This is a genomic window from Sphingomonas panacis, from assembly GCF_001717955.1.
GTDB lineage: Bacteria > Pseudomonadota > Alphaproteobacteria > Sphingomonadales > Sphingomonadaceae > Sphingomonas > Sphingomonas panacis.
Window position 1 is genome coordinate 20896 of sequence record NZ_CP014168.1, and the last position, 15665, is coordinate 36560.

Annotated in this window: 12 protein-coding genes; 4 read left to right on the forward strand and 8 right to left on the reverse strand. The window is 64.1% G+C overall.

Features of this window, described 5'->3' with window-relative positions; genetic code table 11:
• Positions 1-182: 182 nt before the first annotated feature.
• The 4 genes from J0A91_RS00070 to J0A91_RS00085 all read right to left on the reverse strand — a co-directional run bounded on the left by J0A91_RS00070 (position 183) and on the right by J0A91_RS00085 (position 6408).
• The gene (locus J0A91_RS00070) at positions 183-1301 is read right to left on the reverse strand and encodes a serine hydrolase domain-containing protein (RefSeq protein WP_069203203.1); all 1119 of its coding nucleotides are present in this window, start codon (positions 1299-1301) and stop codon (positions 183-185) included.
• On the reverse strand, positions 1301-4204 hold the full coding sequence (locus J0A91_RS00075; protein ID WP_083224405.1) for a TonB-dependent receptor plug domain-containing protein: 2904 nt from the start codon (positions 4202-4204) through the stop codon (positions 1301-1303). The genes J0A91_RS00070 and J0A91_RS00075 overlap by 1 nt, the downstream gene beginning before the upstream one ends.
• Positions 4205-4249: 45 nt before the next feature.
• A complete protein-coding gene (gene tcuC / locus J0A91_RS00080) occupies positions 4250-5449 on the reverse strand; it encodes a tricarballylate/proton symporter TcuC (RefSeq protein ID WP_276204599.1) in 1200 nt (399 codons plus the stop codon).
• Positions 5450-5568: 119 nt separating this feature from the next.
• On the reverse strand, positions 5569-6408 hold the full coding sequence (locus tag J0A91_RS00085) for a substrate-binding domain-containing protein (RefSeq protein WP_240502139.1): 840 nt from the start codon (positions 6406-6408) through the stop codon (positions 5569-5571).
• Positions 6409-6622: 214 nt separating this feature from the next.
• Between J0A91_RS00085 and J0A91_RS00090 the strand changes: the two genes are divergently transcribed.
• A complete protein-coding gene (locus tag J0A91_RS00090; RefSeq protein ID WP_069203205.1) occupies positions 6623-7840 on the forward strand; it encodes a cation:dicarboxylate symporter family transporter in 1218 nt (405 codons plus the stop codon).
• Here the strand turns inward: J0A91_RS00090 and J0A91_RS00095 are convergent.
• Positions 7800-8717, reverse strand: coding sequence for a LysR family transcriptional regulator (locus J0A91_RS00095; RefSeq protein WP_069203206.1), 918 nt, complete (start codon positions 8715-8717; stop codon positions 7800-7802). The two genes, J0A91_RS00090 and J0A91_RS00095, sit on opposite strands and share 41 nt — an antisense overlap.
• Before the next feature lie 676 nt (positions 8718-9393).
• On the opposite strand from J0A91_RS00095, the gene phoA reads away from it, so the two are divergent.
• On the forward strand, positions 9394-10809 hold the full coding sequence (gene phoA / locus J0A91_RS00100; RefSeq protein ID WP_069203207.1) for an alkaline phosphatase: 1416 nt from the start codon (positions 9394-9396) through the stop codon (positions 10807-10809).
• A gap of 491 nt (positions 10810-11300) precedes the next feature.
• On the opposite strand, the gene J0A91_RS00105 is transcribed toward phoA, so the two are convergent.
• The 3 genes from J0A91_RS00105 to J0A91_RS00115 all read right to left on the reverse strand — a co-directional run bounded on the left by J0A91_RS00105 (position 11301) and on the right by J0A91_RS00115 (position 13688).
• The gene (locus J0A91_RS00105) at positions 11301-11657 is read right to left on the reverse strand and encodes a hypothetical protein (RefSeq protein WP_083224407.1); all 357 of its coding nucleotides are present in this window, start codon (positions 11655-11657) and stop codon (positions 11301-11303) included.
• A gap of 5 nt (positions 11658-11662) precedes the next feature.
• Positions 11663-12385 (reverse strand): alternative oxidase, encoded by a 723-nt coding sequence (locus tag J0A91_RS00110; RefSeq protein WP_069206881.1) that lies wholly within the window; start codon positions 12383-12385, stop codon positions 11663-11665.
• A 412-nt stretch (positions 12386-12797) separates the two neighbouring features.
• Positions 12798-13688 carry a LysR family transcriptional regulator gene (locus J0A91_RS00115; RefSeq protein WP_069203208.1) on the reverse strand — a complete coding sequence of 297 codons (891 nt, stop codon included), beginning with the start codon at positions 13686-13688 and terminating at the stop codon, positions 12798-12800.
• 118 nt (positions 13689-13806) lie between these two features.
• Here J0A91_RS00115 and J0A91_RS00120 point away from each other — a divergent pair, with 118 nt between their 5' ends.
• Both J0A91_RS00120 and J0A91_RS00125 read left to right on the forward strand, forming a co-directional pair.
• Complete coding sequence (locus tag J0A91_RS00120; RefSeq protein ID WP_069203209.1) at positions 13807-14685, forward strand: NmrA/HSCARG family protein; 879 nt, start codon at positions 13807-13809, stop codon at positions 14683-14685.
• A 51-nt stretch (positions 14686-14736) separates the two neighbouring features.
• The gene (locus J0A91_RS00125; protein WP_069203210.1) at positions 14737-15366 is read left to right on the forward strand and encodes an SDR family oxidoreductase; all 630 of its coding nucleotides are present in this window, start codon (positions 14737-14739) and stop codon (positions 15364-15366) included.
• The last annotated feature ends 299 nt before the right edge of the window (positions 15367-15665 follow it).

The following is a 15665-nucleotide window of genomic DNA, read 5'->3' on the forward strand; positions in this document are numbered from 1 at the left end:
CATTGGCCGATTGCAGGATTGCTAGGGGTGAAGCAATTGCCGTCATGCGGCGTGTTCGTCGCGATTATACGGACAGCCTGTCCGACTCGCGATCAACGGTTCGGACGATCGCGCTGAATCGTTCGAACCGTTGATCGCCGCTCGTGGCCGCCCCCGTTTCCCGCAAGGCGCACGCGCTCAGCTCAGGACCGGACGGTGGCGACAATCGCATCCATTATCGGCAGCATCGCGGGCTCACCGCCCGCCGGCGAAGCGGCGGTACGGCCAAGGTTGCGAGCAATTGCAAATTCGTCGGTCACCGCCCTGCGATGCACTACGACGAGATCAAGTGCTGGCAGGCACACGATATACTGGCCGTAGTTACCCAGAGCGGCGAAAGACCCTGCCCAGGCGGCGCCCTTGCGAACTTCCGATGGAAGCCACCAATAATAGGAATACCCCATCCCGCTCGTCCCGGTTTCGCGGCCGCGCACGTGGAGCGCTGTACTCTCTGCGACCCAGGCGGCCGGAACGATTTGGCGACCATTCCAGCGCCCGCGATTGATCATCAACTGGCCCAGCTTCGCCATGTCGCGACAGGACAGGAAGAAGTGATAGCCGAGATAGCGGGAGCGGCGCGGCGCATAACCCAGCATGCGCTGGCGCGACGGATCAAAATCCTGCATCCCGAGCGGCCCCGCCAGATCGCGTGCGAACGCCCCGAAGATCGTCTGGTGAGTGCATGTTTCGAAGATCGCGCCGGCGACGTTGAAGTCCCAGTTGTTGTAGAGAAAGAACGTTCCGGGCTTGTGCGAGCCGCGCGCCGGTCCGTTATCGACGCCCCCTGGGCTGCCGGCGGCGTGATAGACGCCCGACCGGGCAGTCAGGATGTCCCGGACCCGCGCTGTTTTTTCGATAGGCAGCAGCCCGCCGTCGTCGTCGATGCCGAGCTCGGCCAGCGTCGCATCGAGCCGTATCTCGCCACGGGAGACTGGTCCGCCGTAGAGCATGGACAGCACGCTTTTACGCGAGGAGGCGAGATAACTCGGCCGGGTGACGTCCCCATATGTCCACACCTGCTTGCCGCCACGCACGATCATCAGCGACGTGGTCGCCAATGGAAAGAGCATTTGCTCCACCGCCCCGATGTCACCAAAGCCGGCAGCGGCCGGGCTCGCCCAGCGGTTAAACCCGGCGCCGTGCGCGGACGTCGCCGTGCTCCGGGCAAGCACGGGCTCCCCGATCATCGCGGCGGCGCCCCCAGCGCCAATCATCCCCATAACCCCGCGGCGCGTTGCGTGGATAGCCGGTTCCGCGCTCACTAGAAGGTCACCCGCAGGCCGGCGGTGAAATACCGGCCGATGGGATCATAGGCACTACTCGCCGCAGTGGTGAAGGTGGTCACCGGCGGCGGCGAGATCGGCGGAGCTTTGTCGAACAGATTCGCGATCGAAAGAAACATCTGTTGCTTCCCCCCTCCGACGTGCAGGTTATAGGTTCCGGTCAGGTTGGTGTAGAAGACGGCCGGCGTCGAATTCCGGTCGATGTCCCTCCCCTCGACCCGGGTGGGATCGAGAAGCGCCGCCCCGATGTAGCGCTCCTGAGCGAAGATCGACCAGTCGCCTTGGCTGTAGGTCGCCTGGAGCAGGCCGCTCCATTTCGGCGTCGTGGTTCCGCCGAGATTGGCACGTTGTGCAGAACCGGGCGAGGTGCTGTCATTGATCGTGGCCCGATTGGCGAACAGGCGCAGCGACAGGTTGCCGTCTCCCAGCGAAGTGCGATAGCTCGCCTCGAAATCGATCCCGGCGGCGCGCTGCTGGTTGAGGTTGAGCGCGCGACGGATGATGACCAGCGTGTTCGCCGAGGTCACGCTGATATTGTCGCATTGCGCCGTATTCCCGGCGGCACATTCGTCGACGATGCGCTGTTCGTTCAACGTATCGATCGCACCTTCGATCGTGATGCGGTAATAATCCGCTGAGAACTGGAACCCGGGCAGGAACGCAGGGCGCAGCACCGTCCCAAACGTCAGGGTTTGGGCTTTTTCCGGCTTCAAGTTCGGGTTCCCCATCGCGATGTTGAGGTTCGCGGTAGTGACCCCTTTGTAGATCACGTTGTTGCTCACCTGGCTGGCGGGGTTGAACAGTTCGAGGACGTTCGGTCCGCGGATGTCTCGCGACAGCGTACCGCGCAGCCGCAGCCCCTCGACCAAATCCCAGACGGCGCCCGCCTTCCACGTCACGACGCCGCCGGACTGGCTGTAGTCGGCGTAGCGCACCGCGCCATTCAAATCGAGCGAACGGACCAGCGGCACATCTTTCAGAACGGGAACGCCGACCTCCAGATATCCCTCCTTGATATTGTATCCGCCCGAAAAAGGCAGCGGATTGAAGAACCGATAGGGACCAACCTTGCCCTGGAGCTGTGTCGGGAAACCGCGGATACCAGTCAAATCATTCACCGTGGGCGACAGCGCATCCACCGTCTGACGCGCATGTTCGCGGCGGTATTCGCCGCCGAACGCCACCGAAATTGGGCCGGCGAGTCGAATTGTCTCACCGAGATCTCCCGAGATGTTGAACGCCGCCACCTGCTGCGTCAGTCGGAGCCACTGAACGTTGTCTCCGGTCACATAGTCGGTAGCGGCAGCGTTGGCGGGCTGCGGACCGAACAGATTTCGCGGTACGCAGTTCGGGTCGAGGCCCGCCAACTGCGAACGGCAGACCACCTGCCCAGTCGAAGGACTCAGCACCGCATCCGCCGAGGCGTAGAGCGGGCGGTTGATCGTCAGATTGTTCTGGCGAAGCTCCTGGTCGGAACGACCATAGGTGTAGGATGCGTCCCATTTCCACGTGCCGCCGAAATCGCCCTTCAGCCCGACGGACCCGCGATACACGTCTATCGTCGAATCGTTTTCAACCAGAGGCAGCTCGCCTTCGAACCGGCCGAGAGTGAAGGACTGGACATTCGCCGCGATCATCCGGTCGCGGATGGCAGTGGGGAGATACGCATTGTCGCGAAAGATCGTGTATTGCGCGCCCCCGCCGACATTCTGGCTGTAGAACGCACCCTGTACGGTGTGACTGTGCGAATAGAGCCCCTCGGCGAACGCCTGTACGCCACTCGCCACGTCATATTCCGCATGGGCGAACCCCGAATAGCGTGTCTGGGAGGGACTTAGGCCGATGTTGGCGCGCGCGCCATCACCCCCGCTCTGAAACGAGGTGCCGGTGATCGTGCCGTAGTTGAACGGCGCCGGGGTGCCGTTGCCGACAAACTGCGTCCCGCGCAGCGGACCGGAGGTGATCAATCCGCCGAAGGTTCCGATCGAGCTGCGGATGTTGGGGATGATGAGGTTGGCGGGCAGAACTCCGCGAACCGGATTGGGGATCTGCCCGTAATTGTTGTCGAACCAATCGCGGCCGGTCTCCTGATCGGCACGCAGGCCATCTTGATGGAAGAAGTTGACGCCCGCGATGATATGCCCCCGATCGCCGTTGAGGCTGTGGCCATAGGCCAGCGAAACCCCCGCCAGCGGCAGGTCGCCATACGTCGAGATGCCGCTCTGGATCTCTGCCTTCAGCCCGGTGAACCGGGTGTCGAGCACGAAGTTGACGACCCCGGCGACCGCATCCGACCCGTAAGCGGCGGAGGCGCCGCCGGTCACCACATCAACCCGCTGCACCAGTTCCTGCGGCAGAACGTTGATGTCCACCGAACCTGACGCGTTGGTCGAGGGCATGCGCCGGCCGTCGAGCAGAACCAGCGTGCGATTGGGATTCAGGCCGCGCAGGTTAAGCAGGTTCTGCCCGCTTGTCGCGCCGACGTTCGTCGTACTGGGGGTGCTGGTCTTGGTGCTGCCGTTGAATACGGGCAACTGGTTGAGCGCATCGGCCAGATTGCTGGGTGCGGCGGCGCGCAATTGCTCGGACGTGGTGATCGCGACCGGGGTCGGCGCCTGGAACCCGGTGGCGATCCGCGAGCCGGTGACGACGATATCACCACCGGCGCCGGCCGCGGGTGACGCCGCCTCAAGCTGCGCCGCATCAGCGGATGGCGGAGCTGCGTCAGTTGACGGGGACGTGGCCGAGGAATTCGCCGCGGCGGCGGGATCGATCGCGGCGCTCTGCGGCGTAGTCACACCCTGTGCCGCTGCGGGCGCGGCTAACGTCAGCGCCAGCGCACTTCCACAAGCCAAAGTCTTCTTCCTGGCGTTCCAAATCATGATCTCTCTCCCTGTTTTTCGTTTTCGTTATTGGTGTGCGTCGGGTCAGGCGAGGCTCGTGCTCCTCCGGTTCAGCCTGTCGCCGACCAGCAGCGCGAGCAGCGAGAGCAGCGCCGCAGCGGCACACCACGCGCCTGGGATTGCCTTGTCTCCGGTGGCACCGATCAACGCAGTGCTGATCGCCGGCGTGAAGCCGCCGAAGATGGCCGTCGCCATGCTATAGGCCAGACTGAAACCGACGGTGCGAACGTGCGGCGGGATCGCTTCCGTCAAGTAAACGATGAATGCGCCGTTATAGGTCGCGTAGATAGCGGCGAGCAGCAGCTCGACGGTCAGCAGCTTGCCGAAGGTCGGCGCGGCGACCAGCCAGTTCATCAGCGGATACGCGAACAGCGCTCCCAGAACCGACGCGGTAACAAGCAGCGGCCGGCGGCCAATCCGGTCCGACAGCGCGCCCATCACCGGCAGCAGCACGAAATTCGCGACGCCGACGCAGGCAGTTACGAACAGGCTTTCTCCCGCGCCGAGGTTGAGAACCTTGCCACCGAAGGTCGGCGTATAAGCGGTAATCATGTAGAAGAAGACGGTCGTCATCACCGCCATCAGCGCCCCCTGGAGGACAAGGCCCCAATTGGCGCCAATGATCCGCATGATCTGGCTGACCCTAGGATGTTCCTTCCGGTTCAGGAAAGCGTCGGTCTCCTCGACATGGCTGCGGATGATGAAAAGAAACGGGATCATGACGCAGCCAATGATGAACGGCACGCGCCAGCCCCACGCCTGCATCGTCTCGGCGTCCAGGCTGGTGGAGACGAGGAGTCCGATCAGCGCCGCAAACACGACGGCCGCCTGTTGGCTGGCCGATTGCCACGAGGTGAAGAATCCTCTTCGGTGGGGCGGCGCGATCTCGTTCAAATACACCGAGACGCCGCCGACCTCCACGCCAGCGGACAAGCCCTGAATTAGGCGCCCCGCCAAGATGATGAGCGGCGCGGCGAGACCGATTTGTTCGTATGTCGGCGTGATCGCGATCGCCAGCGTACCCATCGCCATCAACCCGAGCACGAGGAGCAGGCCCTTGCGCCGGCCATGGCGATCGACATAGGCTCCCAGCACCAGCGCGCCGACCGGCCGCATCAGGAACCCCGCGCCGAAGGTCATGAGCGTCAACAACAACGACGCGAACTCGCTACCGGTCGGAAAGAACGCCTTCGAGATGTATGTGGCGTAATAGCCGAACACCATGAAATCGAACATTTCGAGAAAGTTGCCGCTCGCAACGATGAAGATCGACTTGAAGGCGGATATCTTTCGCGGTGCGAGCGGGGTGGCGCCCCCACCGGGTTGGCCGGCGGTATGTGCGGTCATCGTGACGCCTTTCGTCTTGCAGGCTCAAGGCCGCTTGCACGGATCGCGGCATCTGCTTTCGGGGAGGAAAGATAGCTAAGGAGGGCGCGTGCCCCGGCCGGATGTCGCGAATAGGCGACGACACCGCCCGAAAAGGCGGTGACCTTCTGAAGCGATTCCGGCAGCAGGCCAACGATGCGGATACCCTTGACCGGCTTCAGTTCGCTCAGTTGTTGAAAACCGATCTCCGCGTCTCCGCGGGCGACGATTTCCCCAACCGGCGTCGCCGGTATCATCTTGGCTTTGGGGCGAACCTGATCCGCGACGCCCAGCCGGTCCAGCAGGGTCGATTGGATGAAGACGCCACTGGCACTATCGGACCATGCGACCGACTTGGCGCGCAGCAGCGCGGCACGTACCGCGTCGGGCGTAGCAATATCGGGAATGCGAGCCCCCTCGCGTACGGCGACGGCGATCCGTGACAGACCGAGGTCGACCTCGGTCCCGCGCACCACGCTGCCTTCCGCGACGAGCCGGTCGAGCCCGGATCGCGCCAGGATGACGACGTCGGCGGGTTCGTGTCGAGCGAGGCGCGCGGGAATTGCGTTGGGCGTTTCGCCCATTGACGGACCATGCGCGACAGCGATCCGGGTTCCCGTCCCGCGGCTGTAGGCCGCGGCCAGTGTATCGAACGCCGCATTGAAGCCGCCTGACGTAAAGACCATCAGCGAGGCGGTGGCGACCGGCGGTACCGATCGGACGGCTGCAACGGGTTGGCAGCCGACGAGCAGCGGCGCGAGCAACATCGCGACCGATCCGAGGAACCGGCGGCGGCCGTGCGGACGGACGTCCTTCAAGTCGAATGATGTTGCCTGTCGCATACCGCCCCACTCTACGCCGTTTTCGAGAACGGTCGTTTCAAGCGACGGCGTCTTCGGCAGACACCATCGCTTTCCGCGCTATAGAGCCGTTGAATCGGTCTTCATCAAATGCAATGATCGGTGCTCACGATGCGTTTCGCGCATGAAAAGGGGGCGGATGAGGAGAATAGCGCGGCAACTATACGTGCAGATGATCGTCGGCATCCTGCTGGGCGCGCTGATTGGTCATGTCTGGCCAAGCTTCGGCGTCGGCCTCGCGCCGCTGGGTGTAGCCTTCGTCAAGGCGATGCGGATGATGGTCCCGCCGATCCTGTTTTGTACGATTGTCGACGGCATCGTCGCGCAAGGGGGCGCTCGTCAGATCGGCTCGACCGTGGTGCGTTCGTTGCTTGTCTTTTTTGCGATTACCGTTCTCGCCTTGCTGTGCGGCCTGCTCGTCGTCGGGCTTTTGCGTCCCGGAAACGGGCTGGCGGTCCCAAGTGTCATGCCACATATCGATCTCGGGCGCGAACTTGGCGGCAGACGTATCGATGGACCGGGGGATTTTCTGCTCAGGTTGGTGCCCGACACGTTTTTCTCGGCATTCACGGCGGGCGACGTGCTGCCAGTGCTGTTCATCGGAGGACTGGTTGGATTTGGCTTGCTGCGGATCGGCACCGCGGGAGAACCAATCGCGCGCGCCATCCGCGGATTGACGCAACTGCAATTCGCGATTTTCTCCTTCCTGATTCGGGCGGCGCCCGTAGGGGCATTTGGAGCGATCGCCTTCACGGTTGGCACCTATGGGATCGCGTTCATTGGTTCGCTCGGCGCGTTGGTTGCGACATTGCTAGGGGCCAGCCTTCTGTTGCTGGCGATCCTGCTCAGCGCCGTTCGATTGTGGGTTGGGCTGCCGCCGATCGCTGTGCTGCGCCACTTCCGCGAGGAATTTCTCATCGTGCTCGGCACCTCGTCATCCGAGGTCGTCCTGCCGCGCATCATGAGCAAGCTGGAAGCATTAGGGGCACCGCCCGCGATCGTCGGCATCGTCCTGCCGCTTGGCTATACGCTGAACCTCGCCGGGACCGCCGTTTATCTCATTGTTGCGACTCTGTTCCTCGCCGAAACCCTGAACCTCACGCTGTCGCCCAGACAGGTCGCGATCTACTGCCTGGTTATGCTCGGAACCTCGAAGACCGCTGCTGGCGTGACGGGCAGCGGCTTTTCGGCGCTGCTGCTCACGCTGTCGCTGTTGCCAGACGTGCCAGTCGCCGCCGCGGCGATGTTGATCGCGGTCGATCGTCTGCTATCCACGGTTCGGGCACTCACCAGCGGGTTCGCCAATATCAGCGCGACACTGCTGATCGCCCGTTGGGGCGGCGCAACAATCAGCGCGGTTCGCGTGCCGCCTCACGCCACGACTCGGTAAGGAGCGTCACCAGCCGCGCGGCAGCGGGTGAGATCGGTGCGGAAGGTCGCTTTAACAGACCGATGGTTCGAACGATCGTTGGGTTTTGGAGCGGTTTCCAGACGAGATCGCGAGCATCGGGACCTTCACAAGCAAGACGCGGCAGCACGGAGGGACCAAGCCCTGCGTCGACCAGCGCAAGCGCCGAGGTTAGCCGCGTCACCTCGTAGAACCATTCGAGGTGGATTCCCTCTGCTGCCAAACCAGCTTCAAGCGTTGTCCGGTTGCCGCTGGCACGATGCACGGTCACCAACCGATGACCATGCAGATCTGCCCAACCCGGCTGTTCGAACTCTGCCAGCGGGTGGTCACGTCGGCAGATCAAGCCGTAAGGATCATCGATGAGCGGCTCAAAGGACAAGTCCGCGTCGGAAGCGATCGGGAGCGACAGCCCAAATTCGGCATCGCCGGTGCGTACCGCTTCCGCGCATTCGTTTGCGGATAGGTCGAGGATGCGAACCCGGACGTTGCGATATTCCTCACCAAAGCGCTTGAGAACGTTCGGCATGAAGCGAACGGTCGCGCTGGGAACGCTGGCCACCGTAATTCGTCCAGCCCGGTGTTCGCCCGAGGCCATGCTGCCGACAAGCGAGCCATCGATCTCTTCGACCATCCGACGAAGCAGCGGGAGAACTTGCTGACCAGCCGGCGTCAGCCGAACGTTGCGACTGCTGCGTTCCAGCAACGGCGCGCCTACCGCCTGTTCCAGCTTTTGAATGCGGCGGCTGAGAGCAGGCTGTGACAGTGCGAGTTGCTCGGCCGCGCGATGGAAGCTCCGTATGTCCGAGACAGCGATCAGGGCTCGCAGGTCCAAGAGCTCGAAATTGATGCGTGTCATGGTCCCTGCTACGCGATTTCCCTCAGAAAATTAACAGCATTGCAGTTCCTGTGACCTGCCGTTCTGCTTCAGTCCGAAACGGAACTGCAGACGAAGTACGCCGAGAGCCATCTCGAGGACGCACAGCACCGATAGATGGGGCTTGATGAAGGACGGACGCGTCACGGCACCTTAGAGCAGAACCCCGGAATGCCGAGATCCGCAATCATTCGCGGCCGAGAGCCGCCGCGATCTGCGCACGAGATCGCAAGGCAAACCGCCCTCCCCCAACCGATCCGGTACCAGGTTCACCGCGCTTTCGGCGACGGCGAACTGATACCCCACCAGATCATGGCCAACGGTGACCGTTCGCCAGCGTCGGTTACGATCGCCCCGAAGTCTATACCACTGCGGGACGCATCTTCACTTTCGGCGCGAGCGCAAAGTTCTATCGACCCTGCCCCCACCCGGAGCGCCGCCCGGGTGGGGACGTTCCTTTCATGGCTCTGCTCATCAAACCGGCATCGGCAGGTCGCGCCGGAGCGGCGCAGTGCCGCGAGGCCGCGTGTCGGCCATTCCTGGCGTGCGGCCCGCCACGCCATCGCTCAGTGTATCATTCCTGCAAAAGAACGCCGCTAGCAACAGTCTCGGCCGTCGCCCTCGGGCGCGGCGAACCTCCGCCGACCAAGGAACGCCGATGACCTTTCTGCCCCGCTTCTCGCTTGCCTCCGTTCTCGCCCTCGCCGCGGCAACCGCCGCCAGCGGGCAGTCAGCACCTGCTGATCTCGCACGCGCCGCACAAGGGGATCTCAGCCAACCGGACGGTGCACGCCGGATCAAAGGCGACATGACCGCAACGTACCGCACGCTGATCCGGGATGGCGTGGTACACAACGTCATTCTGCTCATCGGCGACGGCATGGGCGATTCCGAAATCACCCTCGCCCGCGATTATGCCGAGGGCGCTGGCGGATATTTCAAGGGCATCGACGCCCTGCCGGTGACCGGCCAGTACACGCATTATTCACTGGAGAAAGCGACCGGCAAGCCGAACTACGTGACCGATTCCGCCGCGTCCGCGACCGCGTGGAGCACCGGCGTGAAGAGCTATAACGGCGCGATCGGCGTCGACATTCGCGAGGCACCGCATGCCTCCCTGATCGAGCTTGCAAAACGTGCCGGCTATGCCACCGGCGACGTCACCACCGCCGAGATCGAGGATGCGACGCCGGCCGCGCAGATCGCACACGTCACCATGCGCGCCTGCTTCGGCCCGGTCGTGACCAGCAAGCTGTGCCCGACCAACGCATTGGAGAAGGGCGGCGCGGGCTCGATCGCCGAGCAATTGCTCAACGCCCGCCCCGATGTCGCGCTCGGCGGCGGCGCGGCCGCGTTCGGGGAGACCGCGCAGGCCGGTTCGTGGCAGGACAAGACGTTGCTCGATCAGGCGCGCGCGCGGGGATTCGTCGTGGTGCAGGACGCCGCCGAACTGGACGCGATCACCACCGCCGACCGGACGCATCCGCTGCTCGGCCTGTTCGCGCAAGGCAACATGCCGGTGCGCTGGCAGGGGCCGAAGGCCAGCCACCACGGTAATCTCGACCAGCCGCCCGTCCGCTGCGAGGTCAATGCGGAACGCTCCGCCAGCGTACCCACACTCGCGGCGATGACGACCAAGGCAATCGCGCTGCTGCGCAAGAACCCGAAGGGCTTCCTGCTGCAGGTGGAAGGTGCCTCGATCGACAAGGAGGATCACGCGGCGAATCCGTGCGGCCAGATAGGCGAGACAGTCGATCTCGACGAGGCCGTTCAGGTCGCGCTGAACTTCGCCAAGGCCGATGGGCACACGCTGGTGATCGTCACTGCGGACCACGCGCATACCAGCCAGATCATCGGCAATGGCAGCAAGGCGCCGGGGCTTACCGAAGCGCTGCTGACCAAGGACGGAAGCGTCCTGACGGTGAACTACGGCACCTCGGAAGTGGGTTCGCAGGGTCATACCGGCACACAGCTTCGCATAGCCGCCTACGGCCCGCGTGCGGCCAATTTCGCCGGACTGACCGACCAGACCGACATGTTCTACACGATCCGCGATGCGCTCGGGCTGAAGTGACTGTGTACCGTCATGCGCGCGACACCGTGTCGCGCGCTACGGCGCCGTCCCGTCTTCGCCCTGGCTGAGGCCCTCCATTCCCGTTGCCGGCGCAGCGGGCGGTCCTTCGCGGACCGTCTGCGATCACCATGACGGCGCCGCCCAGCCGCCGTGCATCCTGCCCCCGTCCCGCATGGAAACCCGTGCGCATTTCGCACTGATGCGCGTCGTCGGCTCACCCCGGTCGATTCGATCCGGGGACCGTCCTCGAACGTGTCGAGGTACCGAGGGGGGCGCGGTGCGCCGCGCGCGGCTCGACGTGGTGAGCGCGATCTCGTCGTGGAGTTTCGCGCCGTCATTGTCGACGTTCAAGGTCAGCCCCCGCGCTGCTCGACCGCAAGCCAAGCGGGACGTGCTCGCTGACGGCGCTGTTTCGGCGGGCGCGACCGCCAGCACGACGATCGCCAGCGACACCAGCGGATCGCTGGCCGGCGCTTTCCCTCAACGCAAGTTCACAGACCGAGCCACAACCGGCCAACCAGGATGCCGGACGCCCCGCCGATCACGGTGCAGAGCAGCAACTGGTAGGGAAATCGTTGCGACAGGCCCCACAGGACCATCGGCATGCGCGCCGCACCCGCTATCGCTATGCCGAACACCGAGCAGGCCAGCCAGACGGGAAAATACGTCCCCAGGAACACCAGCGACGGCCCCCCTCTGGCACAGGCGGTCTGCATTGCCAGAACGGCGGCGGCTATGCGTTTCGCGAGCCGGCCCGGCGGGCCGATCGCGGGGCTGGTCGGGAGGGGATGCACGGTGTCGTCTCCGGTGGCGGTATTGGTATCCTCAAGGAAGTGCGCCTGGTCCACGTCGGCTAGCCCTGCGCGAGCGGCGCGTGCGCCGGTTCGAGCGCGTCCGCCTCCGCATCCCACTCCGGGGCGTGCCACGGATAGGGCGCGACGTCGCCCGGGGCGCCGCCGCCCAGATCGGCGGCAAAGGCGTGGTTCACGTCGCGGTGATGGGCCTCGTCTGCGCGCACGACCAGGACGACGTCGCGCAAAGTCGCGCCCTCCGGCAGATCCCAATAGCGGCGGGCGATCGCGGGGGCGAGGACGTTGGCGCTCCGGCCTGAGTCGATCTCTTCCAGATAATGCGTGTAGCTGATCACCGCCTCTTCCTCGAAATAGCCGACCAGGCGGTGCGCGGTCCTTGGGCTGAGCAGGTACAGGGCGAAGAAGCCGAGATAGAACAGCCACTGGACGACCAGCACGATCAGCCGCTCGAACAGCGTGGGTTTGCAGATTTCCAGGAACGTCATGAGGTGCATGCGTTCGTTTTCCGCCTCTTCCATCAGCGTGCGGATCCAGCCGCGATCCGATTCCATCCGCCGCAGGCAACGCAGATGGACAAGCGTGGCGCCGACCATACCCGGCACCGCCGCGACGGTTTCCAGCACGATGGCACGGTGGCCATAACGCTTGGCGAAAAAGCGGTCGGCGACGAACCGCAGCAGCCTGGTGACCGCCAACGCGAACCGATCGGAACCCCCGCGCGGCGGATGGTGAATGGCAAGGTTGATCTCGGGAAGCGGACTCATGGCGAACTCCAGAAAGGGGGGCACGGCGACGCACGCCGCTCGCCGGGCGATCGACCGCTTCGACGTTGCGCCGGTCGCTTTCGACACGCCCGATCGCGTCGCTGAACGCAGTGGATGTAGCGGGATCGCAGCGTCCGGCGGCGTGAGCGCAGGTGATGCGCGGCTTGGCCTTACCGTGAGCGGTGCCGGCGCTCGCTGTCGCGAAGGCGGCAGCCCCACAGGAGCGCAGCAATGTCTCGCAAGGAGCTTATGACCGTCGAAGCCGACAGTTGTTAGCGCCCAGCCAAATCACTGTCGGCATGAACGACTATCATCAACGCACTTACTGGGTGACGCTGCACCCCGGCATTCGGGTAGGGTGATCGCATATGGGAAGGAGCGAGCGGAGGACGTCGTCGTTCCATCCGGCGCGTTATGCGTCGAAGCGCTTCTTTGGAAACGCTGTCTCAACCACCTCCAAGAAGGCACGCACCTTGGCACCGACCAAGCGGCGTGAACTCTGCAATGCCCAGATCTCGACGGACGGACCGACATGGGTCCCCCAATACACGAGCTTGCCGGCTGCGATGTCTTCGGCAACAAGCAGCTTGGGCAGCAAAGCCGCACCCGCACCCGCCAGCACCGCGTCGCGAACCATCAGCAGCGATGAGAGGCGGAGGATCGGGTCCGGCCTCAGGATGATGTCAGCCTCCGGTCCGGAGTTCACACGCCACAGCGAACCCGGCGGGGTCGCGGCGAGCAAAACGGCCCTGACCGCCAATTCGTCGCCGCCCGCACCCGGAACGGGGCGTGGCATGCCAGGCGGAGCCACAATCAGGCGCTCATCGCTTAGGAAACGGCGCCCGACGAGGCGTTCGTCTGGCGAGGGGTCGATCCGGATGATCAGATCATAGCCATCTTCAACCGGATCGACCTTGCGGTCCTCGGCAACGATTTCGAGCTGAACTTCCGGATACGCCAGGGCAAAGCGGGTGGCGATCCGGGGCAACGCGACGTGCGCAAAGACCATCGGCGCACTGACCCGCAACCTGCCTTTCGGTGTCGATGCGCCAAGAACGACCGCCTCGCCGGCCTCCACGATTTCGCTAAGCAGGCCGCGCGTGCGCTCATGAAGCGACCGCCCTTCATCCGTCAGTCGCAGGTTTTGGGAACCGCGCTCGATCAAACGCACGCCAAGGCTTTGTTCGAGTTCCGCGACTCGCCGCGACAGCGTGGCCTTAGAACGGCCGGAGGCGCGGGAAGCGCGGCCGAACCCGCCGTGGGCCGCTACGAGGTCGAAGTCAGACAACGCCTGAAGATCCATCATCCTGTTCCGCAAATGAGACACATGGTCTCGATGTTGGCGCCTATCCGAAGATAATGAAACGGTTATCTTGTTCCTCAAGCCAGACGGCTCACACCCTCATGAGGAGATTTTCGACATGGCCATTCTCGTTACAGGCAGCACGGGCACCATCGGAACCCAGGTTATCAGCCATCTTCAAGGGCATAACGTGGATGTCCGCGCCCTGACTCGCTCGCCCGAGACGGCGCAGCTTCCCGCTGGCGTGACGGCGGTCCGAGGCGACCTTGCCGACCCGGATTCGGTGCGCGCGGCCCTACAAGGCGTCAGCACGCTGTTCCTGCTCGCCCCGAACGCCGCGGATGAACTGACCCAGGCCATGCTGACGCTGACGGTCGCCCGCGAGGCCGGCGTCAAGGGTATTGTATATCTCTCCGTATTCGGTGGCGAAGCCTACGCCGACGTGCCGCATTTCGCGGGCAAATCCACGGTAGAGCACATGATCGCGGCGCTCGAACTGCCCGCGACGGTGCTGCGCCCTGCCTATTTCATCCAGAACGATCTTCGTCAGAAGGACGCCCTCTTGAAAGCCGGAGTCTATGGCGCGCCGATCGGCACGAAAGGCATCTCGATGGTCGATGTCCGCGATATCGGTGGAGCCGCCGCGATCGAGCTGGTGCGCCGTGAGCAAGCTGCAACGCCGCTCGGCCGCGAGACCTATGCGCTGGTCGGCCCGGATAGCCTGACCGGCGACGGCATCGCGAATATCTGGAGCGAGGCGCTCGGTCGCGAGATCCGATATGGCGGCGACGACCTCGTCGTGATGGAGCAGCGCGTGAAGGCCGTGATGCCCGCTTGGCTCGCGCTCGACCTGCGCCTGATGTTCGCCCGCTATCAGTCGGATGGCGCGGTGGCGACCGCTGGCGATATCGCGCACCTCACCAGCTTGCTCGGTCGCCCCCCGCGTTCCTACGCCGCTTTCGCGAGCGATGCCGCGGCCCAGTGGACGAAGGCCTAAGCCCGCAGTTCGGTGCATTCCGGTCCATCTGCACAGCTTCGGAGGTTTGACATGAAAATACTGGTATTGGGCGCCACCGGCGCCACCGGCCGCCTGATCGTCGGCAAGGCCGTCGCAGAGGGACACGAGGTGGTCGCTCTCGTGCGCGCCAAAGCGAAGGCCGCGGACATCGCCGGCGCCGAACTCGTCGAAGGCGACGCCCGCGATCCGGCCGCATTGACCCGCGCCATCGCCGGCTGTGATGCCGTCGTCAGTTCGCTGGGCACAGCCATGAGCCCGTTCCGGGAGGTGACCCTACTCTCGACGGCGACGCGCGCGCTGGTCGGCGTTATGGAGCAGCAAGCCGTCCGGAGACTGGTGTGCATCACTGGCCTTGGCGCTGGCGACAGTCGCGGCCACGGTGGCTTCGTCTTCGACCGGTTGTTCCTGCCGCTGATGCTGCGAAAGGTTTACGAGGACAAGGATCGCCAGGAGAACGTGATCCGGGCCAGCACGCTCGACTGGACCGTCGTTCGGCCAACGGTGCTCAACGACAAGCCGGCGCGGGGCGCTATCAAGGCCTTGACCGACCTGTCAGGCGTGCATGGCGGAACCATCGCCCGATCCGACGTCGCGGATTTCGTTGTGCAGCAACTCACAACAGACGCGTGGCTGCGCAAAACACCGCTGATCACCTGGTAGAGCCCGTTGTTGACCATATGCCGCTGAGAACTGCCATACTGACGGAACGTTTGAACATCATCAAATTTGCATCGATTTCGGCCTGTAAGCTCTCGGCCACCGCAGCCGCGCCGAACATGCAGGCTGTCCAACCGGGGAGTATCGGCGGGAAGTCGGCGAGTCAGAATGAACCGGCTATCCAAGCAACAGAATCTCCTCTGAAATTCGCCAAGGGAGAAGCCGTCATGGCGATGCTGGATAGCGGCGCATCGGAGACGGTACTCGACAGAAGATCCGCGGCGAGCTGGCTTGATGCCGCA

What these genes read in the sequence shown, in the direction of transcription:
- J0A91_RS00075 (WP_083224405.1), bottom strand. Translation starts at nt 4,204, where the DNA reads ATGATTTGGAACGCCAGGAAGAAGACTTTGGCTTGTGGAAGTGCGCTG.
- tcuC (WP_276204599.1), bottom strand. Translation starts at nt 5,449, where the DNA reads ATGGTGTTCGGCTATTACGCCACATACATCTCGAAGGCGTTCTTTCCG.
- J0A91_RS00090 (WP_069203205.1), top strand. Translation starts at nt 6,623, where the DNA reads ATGATCGTCGGCATCCTGCTGGGCGCGCTGATTGGTCATGTCTGGCCA.
- J0A91_RS00095 (WP_069203206.1), bottom strand. Translation starts at nt 8,717, where the DNA reads ATGACACGCATCAATTTCGAGCTCTTGGACCTGCGAGCCCTGATCGCT.
- phoA (WP_069203207.1), top strand. Translation starts at nt 9,394, where the DNA reads ATGACCTTTCTGCCCCGCTTCTCGCTTGCCTCCGTTCTCGCCCTCGCC.
- J0A91_RS00110 (WP_069206881.1), bottom strand. Translation starts at nt 12,385, where the DNA reads ATGAGTCCGCTTCCCGAGATCAACCTTGCCATTCACCATCCGCCGCGC.
- J0A91_RS00115 (WP_069203208.1), bottom strand. Translation starts at nt 13,688, where the DNA reads ATGGATCTTCAGGCGTTGTCTGACTTCGACCTCGTAGCGGCCCACGGC.
- J0A91_RS00120 (WP_069203209.1), top strand. Translation starts at nt 13,807, where the DNA reads ATGGCCATTCTCGTTACAGGCAGCACGGGCACCATCGGAACCCAGGTT.
- J0A91_RS00125 (WP_069203210.1), top strand. Translation starts at nt 14,737, where the DNA reads ATGAAAATACTGGTATTGGGCGCCACCGGCGCCACCGGCCGCCTGATC.